The organism is Oceanicaulis sp., from assembly GCA_040112665.1.
GTDB lineage: Bacteria > Pseudomonadota > Alphaproteobacteria > Caulobacterales > Maricaulaceae > Oceanicaulis.
Map to the genome: position 1 here is coordinate 570,865 of CP157796.1, position 16,139 is coordinate 587,003.

Annotated in this window: 14 protein-coding genes; 4 read left to right on the plus strand and 10 right to left on the minus strand. The window is 68.9% G+C overall.

Translation table 11 applies throughout. The features are described 5' to 3' along the window. Position 1: 1 nt before the first annotated feature. Together ABL308_02770 and ABL308_02775 are read right to left on the minus strand one after the other, a co-directional pair. Positions 2–1,597 (minus strand): GMC family oxidoreductase N-terminal domain-containing protein, encoded by a 1,596-nt coding sequence (locus ABL308_02770; GenBank protein ID XBQ16805.1) that lies wholly within the window; start codon positions 1,595–1,597, stop codon positions 2–4. Continuing rightward, on the minus strand, positions 1,594–2,943 hold the full coding sequence (locus tag ABL308_02775) for a serine hydrolase (protein XBQ16806.1): 1,350 nt from the start codon (positions 2,941–2,943) through the stop codon (positions 1,594–1,596). Before ABL308_02775 ends, ABL308_02770 begins: the two co-directional genes overlap by 4 nt. Before the next feature lie 260 nt (positions 2,944–3,203). Here ABL308_02775 and ABL308_02780 point away from each other — a divergent pair, with 260 nt between their 5' ends. Beyond that, on the plus strand, positions 3,204–3,557 hold the full coding sequence (locus tag ABL308_02780; protein ID XBQ16807.1) for a hypothetical protein: 354 nt from the start codon (positions 3,204–3,206) through the stop codon (positions 3,555–3,557). 2 nt (positions 3,558–3,559) lie between these two features. Here the strand turns inward: ABL308_02780 and ABL308_02785 are convergent, their stop codons facing one another. Both ABL308_02785 and ABL308_02790 read right to left on the minus strand, forming a co-directional pair. Next, the gene (locus ABL308_02785; GenBank protein XBQ16808.1) at positions 3,560–4,852 is read right to left on the minus strand and encodes a dipeptidase; all 1,293 of its coding nucleotides are present in this window, start codon (positions 4,850–4,852) and stop codon (positions 3,560–3,562) included. Between the two features lie 67 nt (positions 4,853–4,919). Continuing rightward, on the minus strand, positions 4,920–6,209 hold the full coding sequence (locus ABL308_02790) for an adenylosuccinate synthase (GenBank protein ID XBQ16809.1): 1,290 nt from the start codon (positions 6,207–6,209) through the stop codon (positions 4,920–4,922). Positions 6,210–6,337: 128 nt separating this feature from the next. On the opposite strand from ABL308_02790, the gene ABL308_02795 reads away from it, so the two are divergent. Then, positions 6,338–7,786 (plus strand): hypothetical protein, encoded by a 1,449-nt coding sequence (locus ABL308_02795; protein ID XBQ16810.1) that lies wholly within the window; start codon positions 6,338–6,340, stop codon positions 7,784–7,786. Positions 7,787–7,849: 63 nt separating this feature from the next. Here the strand turns inward: ABL308_02795 and ABL308_02800 are convergent, their stop codons facing one another. The 4 genes from ABL308_02800 to ABL308_02815 all read right to left on the minus strand — a co-directional run bounded on the left by ABL308_02800 (position 7,850) and on the right by ABL308_02815 (position 11,873). Beyond that, the gene (locus ABL308_02800; protein ID XBQ16811.1) at positions 7,850–8,413 is read right to left on the minus strand and encodes an acyloxyacyl hydrolase; all 564 of its coding nucleotides are present in this window, start codon (positions 8,411–8,413) and stop codon (positions 7,850–7,852) included. A 63-nt stretch (positions 8,414–8,476) separates the two neighbouring features. After that, positions 8,477–9,244, minus strand: a complete 768-nt coding sequence (locus ABL308_02805) for a class I SAM-dependent methyltransferase (GenBank protein XBQ16812.1) — start codon at positions 9,242–9,244, stop codon at positions 8,477–8,479. Then, on the minus strand, positions 9,237–10,406 hold the full coding sequence (locus tag ABL308_02810; GenBank protein XBQ16813.1) for a phosphoserine transaminase: 1,170 nt from the start codon (positions 10,404–10,406) through the stop codon (positions 9,237–9,239). The genes ABL308_02805 and ABL308_02810 overlap by 8 nt, the downstream gene beginning before the upstream one ends. A gap of 75 nt (positions 10,407–10,481) precedes the next feature. Continuing rightward, positions 10,482–11,873, minus strand: coding sequence for a PAS domain-containing protein (locus ABL308_02815; GenBank protein XBQ16814.1), 1,392 nt, complete (start codon positions 11,871–11,873; stop codon positions 10,482–10,484). Positions 11,874–12,114: 241 nt separating this feature from the next. Between ABL308_02815 and ABL308_02820 the strand changes: the two genes are divergently transcribed. Both ABL308_02820 and ABL308_02825 read left to right on the plus strand, forming a co-directional pair. Beyond that, entirely contained in the window at positions 12,115–13,176 is a 1,062-nt protein-coding gene (locus ABL308_02820) for an aminotransferase class V-fold PLP-dependent enzyme (protein ID XBQ16815.1), read from the plus strand. Then, a complete protein-coding gene (locus tag ABL308_02825) occupies positions 13,173–14,093 on the plus strand; it encodes a DMT family transporter (GenBank protein ID XBQ16816.1) in 921 nt (306 codons plus the stop codon). The genes ABL308_02820 and ABL308_02825 overlap by 4 nt, the downstream gene beginning before the upstream one ends. Here ABL308_02825 and thiD read toward each other — a convergent pair. Both thiD and ABL308_02835 read right to left on the minus strand, forming a co-directional pair. After that, entirely contained in the window at positions 14,090–14,971 is an 882-nt protein-coding gene (thiD, locus tag ABL308_02830) for a bifunctional hydroxymethylpyrimidine kinase/phosphomethylpyrimidine kinase (GenBank protein ID XBQ16817.1), read from the minus strand. The two genes, ABL308_02825 and thiD, sit on opposite strands and share 4 nt — an antisense overlap. Positions 14,972–15,027: 56 nt before the next feature. After that, a complete protein-coding gene (locus ABL308_02835) occupies positions 15,028–16,065 on the minus strand; it encodes a chromophore lyase CpcT/CpeT (protein XBQ16818.1) in 1,038 nt (345 codons plus the stop codon). Between the last annotated feature and the right edge of the window lie 74 nt (positions 16,066–16,139).

Sequence of the window (16,139 nt, forward strand, 5' to 3'; positions counted from 1 at the left end):
TTCAGGCGGAGAGGATCATGTCGGCCGCGCGCGTGGCGACCATGATGGTGGGCGCGTTGGTGTTGCCGCCGACGACGCGCGGCATGACCGAAGCGTCCACGACGCGCAGCGCCTCGATCCCGCGCACCCGGCACTGGGGATCGGTCACGGCGAGCTCTCCCGAGCCCATCGCGCAGGTCGAGGTGGGATGATAGAGCGTTTCAGCACGCGCACGCACCTCGGCTTCGAGATCGGCCCGGCTCCCGTCGGTCGAGACCGGGAGATCGAGGCTCTTGAACTCCCCGTCGAACGCGTCCGACAGAAGAATGTCGCGCGCGATCTCGAGGCAGTCGACCATCACCGCGACGTCTTCCTCGGCGTCGAGATAGTGGGGGTCGATGACGACCGGATCGCGCGGATCGGCGCTCGCCAGCGTCAGCCGGCCGCGGCTCTTCGGATACAGGTGACAGGCGTGAAGGCTCATGCCGTGGCCGGTCAGCGTCTCCATGCCGTGCGGGCTCGCGAGCGCGGGAATGAAGACGAGCTGGATGTCAGGCAGGTCGCCCGCCCGGCTCGATTTCACGAAGCCGCAGCCCTGCACCGGATTGACGGTGAAATTGCCCGTCCCCGTCGCCGCCCATTGCAGCACGTCCCGGGCCGTGGCGGGAAACTTGCGCAGCGAATAGCCCACCGACGTGGCCTTCTTCGTGCGCGCCCGGGCCATGATGTCGAGATGGTCCTGCAGGTTCTCGCCCACGCCGGGCAGGTCGTGCTCGACCGAAATCCCGTGCTCGCGCAGATGATCGGCCGGGCCGATCCCTGACAGCATCAAAAGGTGGGGCGAATTGAGCGCGCCGCCCGACAGGATCACCTCCTTGGTGGCGATCACGTCCTGGACCTCGCCGCCGGACTCGATCTGAACGCCGGTGGCGCGGCCGTTCTCGACGATGACCTTCAGGACCAGCGCGTCGGTGACGACGGTGAGGTTGGGCCGCTGCATGGCGGGTTTCAGAAACGCGTCGGCGGCCGAGCAGCGCTTGCCGCCCTTCTGGGTGACCTGATAGACGCCAAAACCCTCCTGGCTCGCGCCGTTATGGTCGGGGTTTTCGGGAATCTGACGGCGGCGGCAGGCCTCGAAATACATCTCGGTCAGCGGGTTGAGCGGGGCGATGTCCTTGACGTTCAGCGGCCCGTCCTTGCCGTGCCAAGGCTCGCCGTGGTTCTCGTTGTGCTCGACGCGCTTGAACGCCTCCAGCGCCGCCTCGCCCGACCAGCCTTGCGCGCCGTGGACCGACGCCCACTCGTCGTAATTCTCGAGCGCGCCGCGCATATAGTGCATGGCGTTGATCGAGCTCGAGCCGCCCAGGGTCTTGCCGCGCGGCCAGAACAGCTTGCGATCGTTGAGGTTTTTCTGCGGCTCGGTCCAGTAGTTCCAGTTGATCTTCTGATCGGTGATCGTGAACTGGAGCAGCATCGGGGTCTTGATGTTGGTCTTGTCGTCCCGGCCGCCGGCTTCGAGCACGCAGACCTGGTGCTCGCCGCTCGCGCTCAGCCGGTCGGCGAGCACGCAGCCCGCAGACCCCGCCCCGACGATCACGTAATCGAACACGTCGCTCATCGGCCCGGCGCCTCGCTGCCGGCTTCAGGGTCGGACTCCGACGGCGGTTCGGGCGCGCCGTCCTCCTCGGGCGCGGTGATCGGCCGCGCGCGCACCGCCTCGCGCAAGGCGTCGAGCTCGGCTTCGGGCCGGGCGTCGAGCGGGCTTATATGCTCGGCGATGGCGCGGAAGACGGCGGCGGCTTCGAGCGCGATCTCGCCCCAGTTTTCATCACCCGCGTTCTGGGCGATCACCACGCCGCGGCGGGTGTCCACCCAGACATACTGGCCGTAGACGCCGGCGGCGTAGAACTCCCCGTCATACCCTTCGGGCACCCAGAAATGCATGGCGTAGCCGCGCCCCGGATAGGGCGTCGCGCCGGGCTCCTGGAAGGGCCGGGAGGGCGCGGTCCAGGACGGGATGAAGCCTTCGGGCAGCATGCGCTCGCCCTCCCAGACGCCGCCCACGCGCCAGAATTCGCCCAAGCGCGCATAGTCCGCGCTGGTGGCCTGAAGGCAGCAATACCCGATCGCGATTCCGTCCTCGCCAGCCACGTTCTGAAGCCAGCTCGCCTCGCCGGTCATGCCCAGCGGGGTCCAGATCTTCGCCTCGACGATCTCGGCCAGCCGCTCGCCATAGATCCCGCGCACGACCGCGGCGAGGACGTGGGAGTTGGGGCTGGTGTAGTGCTGGTCCTCGCCCGGCGTACGATCACGCTCGATCTCGCCGACCATGGCGTCGACGTCCCGGCCCATGATGAAGGCGTTGAAGAAGAGCGGGCGGACGTCGGACGGCGCGTCGGGGCTGTACTCCTCATTGAAGTCCATGCCTGCGCTCATCATCAGAAGATGGCGCAGGCTGGTCGCGCCGTAGTCCGTGCCGGCGAACTGGGGCGCGTATTTTTCGGCCGGGTCCTCGAGGCTCTCGATCCGCCCCTCTTCGAGCGCCATGGCGACGAGACTTGCGACCACCGATTTGGCCACCGACCAGCTGGTGAAGCGGGTGTCCGGGCCGGCGCCATGGAAGAAGGCCTGCTCGACGATCACCCCGTCGCGCAGCACCGTAACACCGGTGACCTCGGCGCGCTCGAAATAGCTTTCGAGATCGCGGGTCTCGCCGTCGAAGACATAGGTCTGCGGCAGGCTCGCCTCGGCGCGCGGCAGGGGTTCGGGATCGCCGGGCTCGATCGGGGTCGAGGGCAGGATCTCGTCCATGCGCTGGAAGGTCACGGGATAGGCGTCAGGATCGTCGAGCGCGGTGATCTGCGCAGGCGAATAGGGCGACCAGGGCCTGAACCACCACAGTGCGAACGCCAGAACGGCGGCGATCACCACGGCCAGAACGCCGATACCGATGCGCTTGATCAAGACGCGCCCTCCCGATGTGACGCCCGGCCGTACGATGCGGCGCGAGTCGTTCGTTCGGAAAGTGAACACCTTTCAGGCCGGGCTGTCACCCGGCCACGCCCTCGGCCGCGAACTGCAGAACAGGGCGGGAACCGGGGGGCGCGGGCGGCGTTTCTGGTCTGAGAAGAGGGCCGGACCGGATCGTTTTCTTCCCTCCCCCTTCCCGACGACGCCTCGGGCCGGTCCTCTTCCACCCTGTTTCCCGCCGATCGAGCCCGACCATGTCCAAGCGAGACCAGGCCGCCGCGCTTGTCGTCGCCGGCGCCGCAGTGGCGATCCTCGCCCTGGCCGCCAGCGGCCAGGAGACCGCGCTGGGCCACGACCCCTACACCGCCGGCCCGGTCCGCGTGACAGGCGAAGTCGTGCGCGTGGAGACCGATCGCGTGGAGATCACCACCGCGCTCGGCCGCACCTGGCTCGTGGAGACCGAAGGCCTTGAAGACGCGCCGCGCGACGGCGACGGCGATCTCGCGCTGGAGCCTGGCGACCGGCTGGTCGTCGAGGGGCTCTCCGGCGCACCCCTTCTCAAAGTGAACATGATCGCGGCGACGGCCCTCACCGAGCCGCCGCGCTAGTTTCAATCCGCCGCAGCCGCCTCCACCGCGCGCATGACGCGCAGCACGTTGCCGCCCCAGATCTTGGCGATGTCGTCTTCTGAATAGCCGCGTTCGATCAGCTCGGCGGTGATCGCCGGGCTCTCGCTGACGTCGTCCCAGCCGCCGACCCCGCCGCCGCCGTCAAAGTCGCCGCTGAGGCCGACATGGTCGATACCGGCCACGCGCACGGCATGGTCGAGATGGTCGATCAGGTGCTCGATCGTCACGTCGTTCATCGACGCGCGCAGCATCTTCAGCCGGTCGCGAAACTCATCGAGCGTGCGCTGATCTGCGGCGGCGCGCTGCTCGCGGGTTGCGAGCCCCATCTCTTCAGCGAGCGCGGTTTCGGCGGCGGCGAGTTCGGGGTCGATGTCGGCGATATACCGGCGGAAGGCGACCATCTGGGCCACCCCGCCATTGTCGGCGATGGCGCGCAGCTGCTCGTCGTCGAGATTGCGGGGATGGTCGTAGACCGCCCGCGCGCCCGAATGGCTGGCGATGACCGGCGCGCGGGACAGCGCGATCGCTTCGAGCATGGTGCGCTTGCCGACGTGAGAGACGTCGACCATCACCCCGTGATCGTTGAGCTCGCGCACCAGGCCGCGTCCCAGATCGGTGAGGCCGGGATCCTCGGCCGGATCGCCCTGGGCGAGATTGGGGTTCGAGCTGCCGCCGAACTGATTGTTGCCGAAATGGGTGATCGAGACGTAGCGCACGCCCCGGTCGGCCCACATCTCCACTGTCGAAAGGTCCTCGCCCAGCGGCCAGGAGTTTTCCATGCCGATCAGCGCGACGAGCCTGCCCGAGGCGTGTATGGCCTCGACCTGATCGGCGGTGACGGCCAGCGCGATCTCGTCGGGATAGGCGCGGATCATCCTGAGGATCGCGGCGTATTTCTCCTCGGCGATCGCGGCGGCTTCCTCATAACCGATCGGGCTGATCAGGCCCTGGCCGACATAGACGATGAAGAAGCCCGCATCGAGCCCGCCCGCCCGCATCTTCGGAAGATCGGCCTGGGCGCGGGTGAACCCGCCCGGATCGAGCCGGTAGGTCGCATAACCCGGATCGATGTCGATATGGGTGTCCAGCGTGAGCACCCGGTCATGCAGCGCAGTGGGATCCACCGGCAGGGCGTCGTCGCCGCGAAGCACGATCTGTTCCGCCGCAGCCGGAGCGGCCGGCGCAGGCGCTTCGCCCGCCGCGCCGAATTGCGGCATGCTCTCGCAGCCCGCCAGAAGTCCGCCCGCCAGAACCGCGCCGATGATCGCCCGCATATCGTCTCTCCTCGCTCGATGTGCAGCGAAGGCTAGGCGGGCGGGCGGTTCAGCGCAAACCGGGCGGTCAGCTCCTGAACGGATCCTGCATCAGGATGACGTCGTCGCGCTCCGGGCTGGTGGAGACCAGCGCCACGGGGCACTCGATCAGCTCTTCGATGCGGCGGACGTATTTGACCGCCTGGGCGGGCAGATCGGCCCAGCTGCGCGCGCCGGCGGTGGAGCCCGACCAGCCCTCAAAGGTCTCGTAAACCGGCTGGACCTGGGCCTGCGCGGACACGCCCGCAGGCAGGCGGTCGTACATTTCGCCGTTGAGCTTGTAGCCCACGCAGACCTTCAATTCGTCGAACCCGTCCAGCACGTCGAGCTTCGTCAGCGCCACGCCGGTTATGCCGTTGATCTTAGCGCTCTGGCGCACCAGCACCGCGTCGAACCAGCCGCAACGGCGCTGGCGGGAGGTGACGGTGCCGAACTCATGACCGCGCTCACCGATTCTTTTGCCGATCTCGTCGGTCAGCTCGGTGGGGAACGGGCCCTCGCCGACGCGGGTGGTGTAGGCCTTCACGATCCCGAGCACATAGCCTACGCGTCCCGGCCCGACGCCGGAGCCCGCCGCAGCCTGGCCGGCCACGGTGTTCGAGCTGGTCACGAAGGGATAGGTACCGTGATCGACGTCCAGGAACGCGCCCTGCGCGCCTTCGAACAGGACTTTCTTGCCGTCCGCGATGGCCGCATCCAGCGTCTTCCAGACCGGATCGGCGTAGGGCAGGATTTTCGGCGCGATCTCGATGAGCTGGGCCATCAGATCGTCGACCGTCGTCTCCTCCACCCCGAAGCCGCGTCTCAGCGCGTTGTGGTGGTGCAGAAGCTCGGCGACGCGGGTCCGTAGCCGGTCTTCGTCGGCCAGATCGATGACGCGGATGGCGCGGCGGCCGACCTTGTCTTCATAGGCCGGGCCGATGCCGCGTCGGGTGGTGCCGATCTTCATGCCGTCGTCGCGGTTCTCGCGCAGACCGTCGAGTTCGCGATGCACGGGCAGGATCAGCGCGGCTGTCTCGGCCAGGCGCACCAGCTTGGGCGTGACGTCCACGCCCTGTTCGCGCACCTTCTCGATCTCCGAAATGAAGGCCCAGGGATCGACCACTACGCCGTTGCCGATCAGCGAGAGCTTCTTCTGCACGACGCCCGAGGGCATGAGGGAGAGCTTGTAGGTCACTCCGTCCACGACCAGCGTGTGTCCGGCGTTGTGGCCGCCCTGGAAGCGCACGACGAGGTCGGCGCGGTGGCTGAGCCAGTCCACGATCTTGCCCTTGCCCTCGTCGCCCCACTGGGCGCCGACGACCACCACGTTCGACATGTGCGGATGCTCCGTACGGCGGTGAAAACCGGGACCGAGGCTTAAGCGCCTTTCGCCCCGCCCGCAAGCGAGCCGCGTTGTCGGCGCGCGTCGGGACGGCTAGGCTCTCGCCGCACGGGAGAGCCGGTATGAACGACGCCGCCGTCACGGAAGTCCCCGCCGGTCTCAGCGGCGACCTGCTTTTGAACACGCGGGTGATTTCGCGCACCGGGGCGTTTTTCGACTCCGTGGTCGAGAGCCGGACGGCCGACGCCGTCTCCGCCTCCGATCTGGTCGGGCTGTTCGTGCTGCTCGAGGCGATCGCGACGTCGAACGCCCTCAATATCGACGGCACCGTGCCCGCGCACGAGACCGACGCGGTGGAGGCCGCCTTCGCCCGGTTCAGAAGCCGCGCCGGCGCGGCCGGAGATGTGCTGTCGGCCCGGCCGCTCACGCCGGCCGATCCCGAACGCGTGCTCGCCCTGTGCGGCGGCGGGATCGCGCAAAGCTCGGCCGTGCTCACCGACAGTCTCGACGCGTTCGCCCGCGACCGGGCGGACTTTCTGGCGCGCAATCCGGGCCTGCGGCCGCTGAAACCCGAAGCCGCGGCGAAATTCGCTGACGCGCTCGCTGACGTGTTCGAAGACCCCGAGGCGCGCGCGGTCGCCGCCCTGAAGCTCGTCAGGACGAACCCGTTCAACGGCGCGAAGTGTGCGGCGGGGCTTCTGGTGGCCGATATCGGCGTACAGGACCTCGAAACCGCCTCCGCGCTCGGCGCGCTGCGCCGGTCCGCGACAGCCGTGCTCAGGGACGCCGGCCCCGATCAGGGCCTGGTCGCGGCGATCCTGATCAACGGGTTTCGGTCGAACTATCTGAACACGCTGGCCGCCGAGGAGGGCCGGGCGGCGCTCTTCGCCGCGCCCGAGATCGAGACGGTGCGCGAACAGCAGACCCTGCTTTTGAGCCGGTATTGCGCCGACAGGCTGGTGGCCGGCCGCCTCGGCCCGGCGATCGACGAGACGGTGTTCTTCGAAGCCTTCCGCCGGCAGGGCGTGTTCCCGTTCTTCGGGCTGCTGACCTTCCTCGCGGCGGATGAGACCGATCCGTACGCCCTGTTCGCCGAAACGGTCGCCGAGCGCGAAACCCTGCTCGCCCAGTTCCTGGCGAAGAAGTCGCCGCAGGCGCGTTTCATCCACGATCTCGATCCCGACGCGTTCGAGGCCTTTCGCGAAGACCGGCTGGACCGCACGTTTCAGCGGCTCAATCGCCGCGTCGCCATCCATGACGCCGTCCAGCAGGTCAGCACCCGCTTCCAGCTGCCGGCGCTGGTGAGCCTGACCGCGACGCTGGCTCCGCTCATCAACATGGTGCTGGGCGGGGCGGACGCCGGGTTCGAGATCCCCGAGAGCGCGGATATCGGCGAAGAGGTCACCCCTTACGCCCTGCGCCGTGCGCTTCTGGGCGGCGGGCTGTGCCCTTACGCCACCTTCACCCACAGCATCGACCGCAAGCTCACCGCCGTGCTCGCCGACCGGGAGACCGGCGCGCTGATCGCTAATAAGGTCGAGCGCGTGTTCAAACGGCCCCTCGCCGCCTGAGACCTGCAGCCGCCGGAGGCATCAGCGCGATCGCGGCGTTTCAGCCCCCTCAAGCGTCGATGACTAATCCCCGAAGCGCCAGTTCAGGCGGACGCCGAGCTCGTCGAGGCCCTGATTGCGGCCGTCGCCGAGGATCTGGCCGTGCGAATAGTGCTCGTAGAACAGCCCCACGCCCCAGCGCTCGGTGACGTCGTAATTGAGCCCGAACGTCGTACGGAAGAGCACGTCCGAGCCGAGCAGCGCCCGGGTCTCCTTGATGCGCACCTGTTCGAGCGGCGGCAGGGTGGTGTCGAGATCGTTGATCCCGTCATGCACCGCCAGGCCGAACCCGCCCTCGATGCGCCAGTTCTCGCCCACGCGGCCGTCCCAGAGCAGGCCCGCGCCGGCGAGATTGGTGAAGCCCTGCGTGCTGATCGAGATGTTGAACACCGGCTTCGGCGCCCCGATGAAGCCCAGCTGCTCGATCGGCTGAAGCAGCAGCTCGCCGGTGATCTGCGGGCCGTCCTCGGAGTGGTCGGTGAGATCGTGGGCCGCGACGCCCAGGCGCACCTCGCTGATAAGCCCGTCCGCAAACCCCGGCGCAGACGTCACAAAAACCGCGGCGATCGCCGCACCAAGAATGCGCATCAGGATAATTCCCTCTCGCTCGTCCCGCCCTCGCCGGTGATTACACGAAAGCGGCCAGGATGGCTATTTCCGCAATTCAAAGAGCACCGCCCAGGCGTTCCAGCGCAGGCCGGGCACGGCGAAGAGCGCCCGGTCTATCCCGCGCAGCGCGCCTAGCAGCGGACGGCCCGCCCTCGTGCCCCAGAACGGCACCACGCCCAGCGTGGCGAGGCCGTGAAACTCGTAATCGACCGTGCCGAACAGGCCTTCGGCGGCGCGGAAATCACGACGCTTGAGCGGAGCCTCGTCCTCGGTGCGCGCCGACGCGGTGAGACTGCGGTAAAGCGCAATGGCCGGATTGTGCCCCAGCGCCTCGACGAAGACCGCCCGGCCGCCGGGCTTCAACAGCCGCCTGATCTCGGCGAAGGCCACGGGCGGGTCGAGATGGTGGATGATGCCGGTCGCCGCAATGAGGTCGAAGCTTTCATCTTCGAACCCGGTCTCGTGGGCGTCCATCACCTCGAACCGGGTGTTATCAAAGCCGTGCTTCGCCGCCCGGTCGCGCGCGGCCTGCACCCCGCGTTCTGAGATGTCGATGCCGACCGCCTCGTTCGCGACCGGGGCGACATGCATGGACACCTCGCCGTCGCCGCAGCCGTATTCGAGCACCCGCCCGCCGGCGCCGTATTCGCGTACGCGCCGCATGAACTCGACCCGGCAGGGCTCGAGCGCGGCGTAGTATTTCATCTGGTGGACGCGGTTCGAGCTTTCGTAATGGGCGTCGAAATACGCCTTCTCCCGCGCGAGCCGGGCGGCGCGGTCCTCGGATTTCGGCGCGCGGGCCTCAGACACTTTCGGCCTCCAGCGCCTCGGCGTACGCCCAGTCGAGCCAGGGGCCCAGAGCCGCGACGTCGTCGGCGTCCACGGTCGGCCCGCACCAGATCCGCAAGCCAGCCGGCGCCTTGGGATGGGGCGCGACGTCGAAGGCGGCTTCCTCGCGATCGAGCAGCGCGGCCATGCGCCGGCTGACCGCCCAGCGCTCGTCTTCGCTTTTGCCCTCGAGCTCGGACCCGGCGAATTTCAGCGTCACCGAGGTGGGCGAGCGGATCGCCGCGTCCTGGGCGAGAAAATCGATCCAGGAGGTCTGCTCCACCCAGTCGGCGAGCGCGGCGTAGTTCGCTTCCACCCGGGCGTAGAGCGCCTCGGCGCCGCCCACGCGGGCGGCCCATTTCAGCGCGTCGAGATAATCCTCGGTGGCCAGGAGCGAGGGCGTGTTGATCGTCGAGCCCTCATAGAGCTTGGCCGCCTCGTCGCCGGCTTCGAAGAGCTGCAGGATGCGCGGCACCGGCCAGGACGGCCGGAAGGTCCGCAGGCGCTCGCGGGCGCGGGGCGAGAAGATCGCCACGCCGTGCTGAGCCTCGCCGCCCATGCATTTCTGCCAGCTGAACGTGGTCACATCGAGCTTGTCCCAGGGCATCGGCATGCCGAACGCCGCGCTGGTCGCGTCGCAGATGGTCAGGCCCGCCCGGTCGTCCGGGATCCAGCCCCCGTCTGGGATGCGCACCCCGGCGGAGGTGGCGTTCCAGGTCATCACGACGTCGTTGTTTGCAAAGTCAGCCCTTGTGTAATCCGGCGCCTGGCCGAACGGGGCTTCGTAGGTGGACAGGCCCTCGGGCTTGAGTTCGTCGCGCAGATCGACCGTCCAGCGCCGGCCGAACTCGTCGCAGCTGAACACGTCCACGCCGCGCGCGCCGATCATCGACCACAGCGCGCCCTCCATCGCCCCGGTGTCGGAGGCGGGCAGGATGGCGACCTTGTAGTTGGCGGGGAGTTCCAGAACCGCAGCCGTGCGCTCGATCGCCTCGGCGAGCCGCGCCTTGGGCGTTCCGCCGCGATGGGTGCGCCCCAGCGGGGCGTGCGCCAGCGCGCCGATCTCCCAGCCGGGCCGCTTCTTGGTGGGGCCGGAGGAAAAGCGCGGATCGGCGGGACGGGCGGGCGGCTTGGGTCGGGGCATGGGCGTCTCCGGTCGGCGAGGCTCAAGCGGTACGCCGCGAGCGCGTCGGGTTCAACCGCCTTGAGGCTCCGCGCCTCAGGCCGACAGCCGCGCGACGGGGAATCGCATGTGATGGTGAAGCCCGCTTTCGCCGGTCTCGCTCCTGAGCTCGCCGCCGAGCTTCGCCGAGGCGACCGATTGCACCAGGCCGGCGCCGAACCCGCCGCGGCCCGTGGTTTCGCAGAGCCCGCCCGGCCGGTGCTCGCGCCAGCTGATCGTGCAGTGATCGCCTTCGCACGCCATCTCGATCTCGAGCCGGCCGCCGTCTTCGCTCAGCGCGCCGTACTTGGCCGCGTTCGTGGCGAGTTCGTGCAGCACCAGCGCCATGTCGGCGGCCGCCTTGGGCCCCAGCCGCACGCCTTCGCCGCTGATGTCGATCGTGACCGCGCCGCGGGTGTGGGGCTTGAGCACCGTATCCAGCAGCGTGCGCACGCAGGCTTCGGATCTGAGGGCGGTGCCGGTGACGGCGGGCTTGATGAGGTCGTGGGCTTCGGCGAGCGCGCGAAGCCGCCCGTCGAGCTCCTTGGCGAAGGCGGCGACGTCGTCGTGCTGGCGCGCGCCCATCCGGGTCATGCCGCTGACCAGCAGGAACAGATTGCGCACCCGGTGATCGAGCTCGCGGGTCAGCGCTTCGCGGGCGGCCTCATTGGCGCGATCTTCGGTGACGTCGGTGAAGAACACCGAAAGCCCGCCGTCGGGATTGGGCTGGGCCCACGCCTCGTAAGTGGCCCCGAAAGGCGCGTAGGTGTCCTCCACCCTGCGCGGCTGACCGTCTTCCATCGCGGCCCGGTAGGCCTTGAAGAAGGCGGTGTCCTCAGAGCCGGGAAACGACTCCCAGAGATTCTTGCCGACGAGGTCGCGCCCGCCGGCGAGCATCTCGCGCGCCTGGCCGTTCATGAAGGTCACGGTCCAGTCCGCGTCGACGACGAACACGCCGTCATTCGTCGCTTCGAGCACCTGCGCCAGGCGCGCCTCGGTCGCGTTACGCTGGCGTTCGATGTCGCGCACGGCGGTGACGTCCTCGAACACGGCCAGGCCGTAGACCGTCCTGCCGGTCTGGTCGCGAACGGGCGTGGCGGAAATTTTCAGTTCGATCAGCGCGCCGTCGGGCCGGGCCATCTTGACATACTCGGACCGCACGGTCTCCTCGCCGCGCGAGGCGCGCACGATCGGGAACCGGTCGGCGGCGATGCGGGCGCCGTCGATGTCGTAGGCTTCAATCCCGCCATAGCTGTCGTATCCGCTCACCACGGTGGGGGGACGGCCGAGAATGCGTTCGGCCTCGGCGTTATGGTAGATCCATGTGCCGTCGCTGGCGCGATTGATGGCGATCCCGACCGGAAGCTGGTCGAGTATGGCGCGCGGTAAGGCGTCTTCGCCCACCTTTACGGCCCCGCCCTCGATGAGGCGGTCGATGGTGGCGCGCATGAAAACTCCAGACCGGTCAGCGGCTTGACCTGCATCTTCAGACGCCGCATTGCCGAACCGTAACATGGGGTAGAGGCGAATACCCGATATTATCTCAGTAGCGGCGTGGGGATTATGCAGCTGTGCTTGACCCCTCGTCCGGCCCGGCCTACCGCTCGCCCGCATGAGCATTGAGGATTTCCGGTCCGCCTTCGATCTGCCTTCAAACGAGGCATATTTTAATGCCGCCCAGATCGGCCCGATGCCCCGCGTCGCGATCGAAGCGGGCCAGGCCGCGTTCGCCGAACGCGCCCGGCCCTGGCTGAAAACCACCGACCAGCAATTCTTCGACTCGCCCGAAGCCTTGCGCGCCCTGGGCGCGGCCCTGTTCGGCGCGAGCCCCGAGGCGGTCGCGCTCGTCCCGGCGGCCAGCTACGGCCTCGCCGTCGCGGCGAACAATCTCACACTCGAAGCCGGCCAGGAGATCGTTCTGCTGGACGGTCAGTTTCCCTCCAACGTCTATCCCTGGCGCCGGCTCGCCGCGGAGACCGGCGCGAGCATCCGGACCGTCGCCCGTCAGCCGGGGCGAAGCTGGACCGAGGCCCTCATCGCCGCGATCGGACCGGCGACGGGCCTGCTCGCCTGCGGCGCCATCCACTGGATCGACGGCGGGCGGATCGATCTTTCAGCCGTGTCGGCCGCTCTGAAAGCCCAGGGCGCAGCGCTGGTGCTCGACCTCACCCAGTCGCTCGGCGTGCAGCCGTTCGACGTGGCCGACTGCGATCCCGATTTCGCCGTCGCCGCAGCGTATAAATGGCTGCTTTGCCCCTACACGACCGGGTTTCTCTACCTCGCGCCTCGCCGGATCGAAGGCCGGCCGCTCGAAGAAAACTGGATCAATCGGGCCGGCAGCGAGAATTTCGCGGGGCTCATCGATTATAAGGACGGCTACGCGCCCGGCGCGCGGCGCTATGATTCCGGCGAGCGATCCAACCATCAGCTCGTCCCCGCCGCTCGCGCCTCGCTCGAGTTTCTCGGCCGCATCGGGGCTGAGGCGATCGCCGACCGTCTCGCCGGGCTCAATGCGAAGATCGCAGACGAACTGGCCGGGCTCGGCTTTTCCGACGACGTGCCGGACCGGGCGGGCCACTACCTCTCGCTCAGCCTGCCGGACGGCGCGCCGGGCGATCTCGCCGCGCGGCTGAGGGGGCGCGGCGTACACGTCTCCCAGCGCGGCCCGCGCCTGAGGATCAGCCCGCATGTCTATACGAACGAGGACGACATCGAGCGTCTGGTCGCCGCGGTCCGGGCCGAGCTTTCATGAGCCCTGACGCGCCCGGCGTGAAGGGCTGGGGCGGGCTCGCGGTGCTCGCTCTGGTCTGGGGGTCCGCCTTCGCCTTCATCGCGGTGGGGGTGCAGACCCTGCCGCCCAGCCTCGTCGCCTTCGGCCGGCTGGCGCTGGGCGCGGTGGTGCTGACCGCCTTCACGCTTCATCGCCGCCGGCCCCTGCCGCCGCTGAGCGACCGGCGCTGGCTGTGGTTCGCAGGTTTGGGGTTCTTCGGGAACACCCTGCCCTTCACCCTGATCGCGGCGGGTCAGCAGGTGGTGCCGTCCGGGGTGGCGGGCATCCTGATGGGCATGACCCCGCTCGCCATCATCGCGGCGGCGCATTTCGTCCTGCCCAATGAAAAGCTCACGCCGTGGAAGCTCGCGGGCTTTCTGACCGGGTTCGCCGGCGTGGTGCTGCTGATGGGGCCCAGCGCGGTGCAGGGGCTTCTGAGCGCGAGCTTTCTGGGCCAGGCGCTGATCTTCGCCGCCACGCTGAGCTACGCCACGAACGCGATCATGTACCAGGCCGCGCCCGAGACGAGCCCTTCGGTCGCCGCGGCGGGAAGCCTCGTCGCCGCCGCCGTGCTCGCTTTGCCGCTCGCGCTGTTCGATCTCCTCACCGCGCCCCTGCCCGCGCCGAGCCTCGCCTCGATCGCGGCGGTGGCGGCCCTGGGGCTTCTGCCCACAGCGCTCGCCTCGATCGTCTACATGGGCATCGCCCGGCAGGTCGGCGCGGCCTTCATCGCGCTGGTGAACTACGCCGTGCCGGTGGTCGCCGCCGTGATCGGCGTGCTGCTCGGCGAGGAGATGGGCCCGATCGCCTATCTCGCCCTCGCGATCATCCTCGCCGGCGTCTTCATCGCCCGGCGCGGGAACGCGAAGCCGAGATCAGGGCGCACGCCGAACCGCTAGCCCTCGCGCACCGGCGCGGCGCCGAAACCGCCTGAGACGGTCCAGCCGTGATGGACCGGTCCGGAGCCTTTTCCGAAGCCCGGCGCGCGGCGGATCGCTTCGTGGAGGTAATCTCCGCCCTGCTCCACCGCGCGGTCGAGCGACAGGCCCTGGGCCATCAGCGCGGAGATCGCGCTCGCCAGCGTGCAGCCGGTGCCGTGCGTGTGCCGAGTGCGGATGCGCGGGCGCGTGAACAGGCGCACGCCGTTTCTGGTGGCCAGCACGTCGATGACGTCGCCGCCTTCGAGATGGCCGCCCTTGACCAGCGCGGCTTTAGCGCCGGCTTCGATCAGCGCCTCGGCGGCGGCGCGCTGGCCGTCCATGTCCTCGACCTCGATCCCGGTCAGCGCGGCGGCTTCGGGCGCGTTGGGCGTGATCAGCCGGGCGCGCGGCACGAGCCGTTCGGCGATCGCCCTGACCGCGCCTTCGTCGATCAGGCGCGCGCCGGAGGCGGCGACCATTACCGGATCGACGATCAGCGGCACGCCGGGATCGCCGTGGGCGTCGAGCGCCTCGATCACCGCGTCGATCGTCTCTTCGGTCCCGAGCATGCCGGTCTTGACCGCGTCTGCGCCGATATCGGTCAGCACCGCCCCGATCTGACCTTTCAGGATGTCCAGCGGAACGGGATGGACGGCCGAGACCCCGGTCGTGGTCTGAACGGTGATCGCGGTGACGGCCGTCGCCGCATACCCGCCCAGAGCCGTGACGGTCTTGATGTCGGCCTGGATCCCCGCGCCGCCCGAGCTGTCCGAGCCCGCGACGATCAGCACCCGGCCCCTGGGGTCTTCAAGCGCGTCGGGTTCGGAGGTGTCGGGGATGAGATCGTCGTCTGTCATGGCGGGCTCCCTGAGTTGGGTCAGGAGCTAGCCCCGCAGCGGACCGGCTGCAAGACCTAGCCCGGCGCCGCCGTGTTGGCGCCTTCCCCCCACAGGTTCGGCGTGTGCGTGCAGCTCGCCTGCAACCAGCGCAGATTGATCCCGATCCGGTCCGCCCCGCCCTCGGTCCAGGCGTAGCTCGCCGCGCGGTTCGAGCCCGCCTCGTGCACGTAGAGCGTCAGCGAAGCCCGGCGCGAGGCGTCCGGCCAGTCCACGTCGCGCAGGCGCAATTCGACCAAGCGCGGCGGGTCCTCGTCGGTGGTGATCTGCGCGCGGCCGCCCTGATCGTGGATGAACACGTCGCGGCGGAAATCCCAGGCCGAAGGCGGCGCGCCCTCGCCGCTATCGCCGTGTTCGGCGCCGCGCAGCACGGCGACCCAGCACGAAAACGGCCGCGCCCGGCGCAGCTTGTGGGGGATGCCTGCGCGATTGCCGTAGACGTAATCGCCCTCGTCGGTCTCCGCCCGGTCGCGGATCCAGATCGCCCCGTCGGTGAGCACCAGATCGTCCTCGATCACGAGCGTGCGGCCCGAGCGCCGGCTCTCCACCCGGCATTCCCCGCGCCGCGTCTCGCCGACGAACTGGTTCTCCTGACGCCGCCAGTAGACCGCGCACTGCGGGTAGGCGGTCGCCGCCTCAGGCGTCAGCCCTTCGAGCTTCGAGGGATCGAGATGAGCGCCGGCGATTCTGTCGGGATCGGCGGGAGCGTGGATGTCCAGCCGGATCTCGCCGGTCTCATAGACCGGTTCGAAGACGTAGATGCGCTGGCGGTAGATGTTCGCTGGATCGGCGTTCGAATACTGCTCGACATAGAAGACGTGTGCGCCGAAGGCGGGCAGGTCGACCGGCCGGAAGATCGAGTGGATGCGCTCGTGCCTGACGTCTTCGGGCACGCCGAGCTCTTCAGCGAAGAACACCTGCCGGTCGTTGTCGAACCGGCCTTCGAACCAGTCGAGGAACATCGCAAAGTCGGCGTCCTGAACGGCTCTCGGCGGCGCAGGTGCGGACGGGTCGGCCGCCTGCAGCGCAGCGGCGGCGATGAGAGCTGACAGCATGGCGGGTCCCTTTCCCTTGAAATGAAACGGCCGGACCCGAAGGCCCGGCCGTTCCCCCTTCAGACCACCCCGGG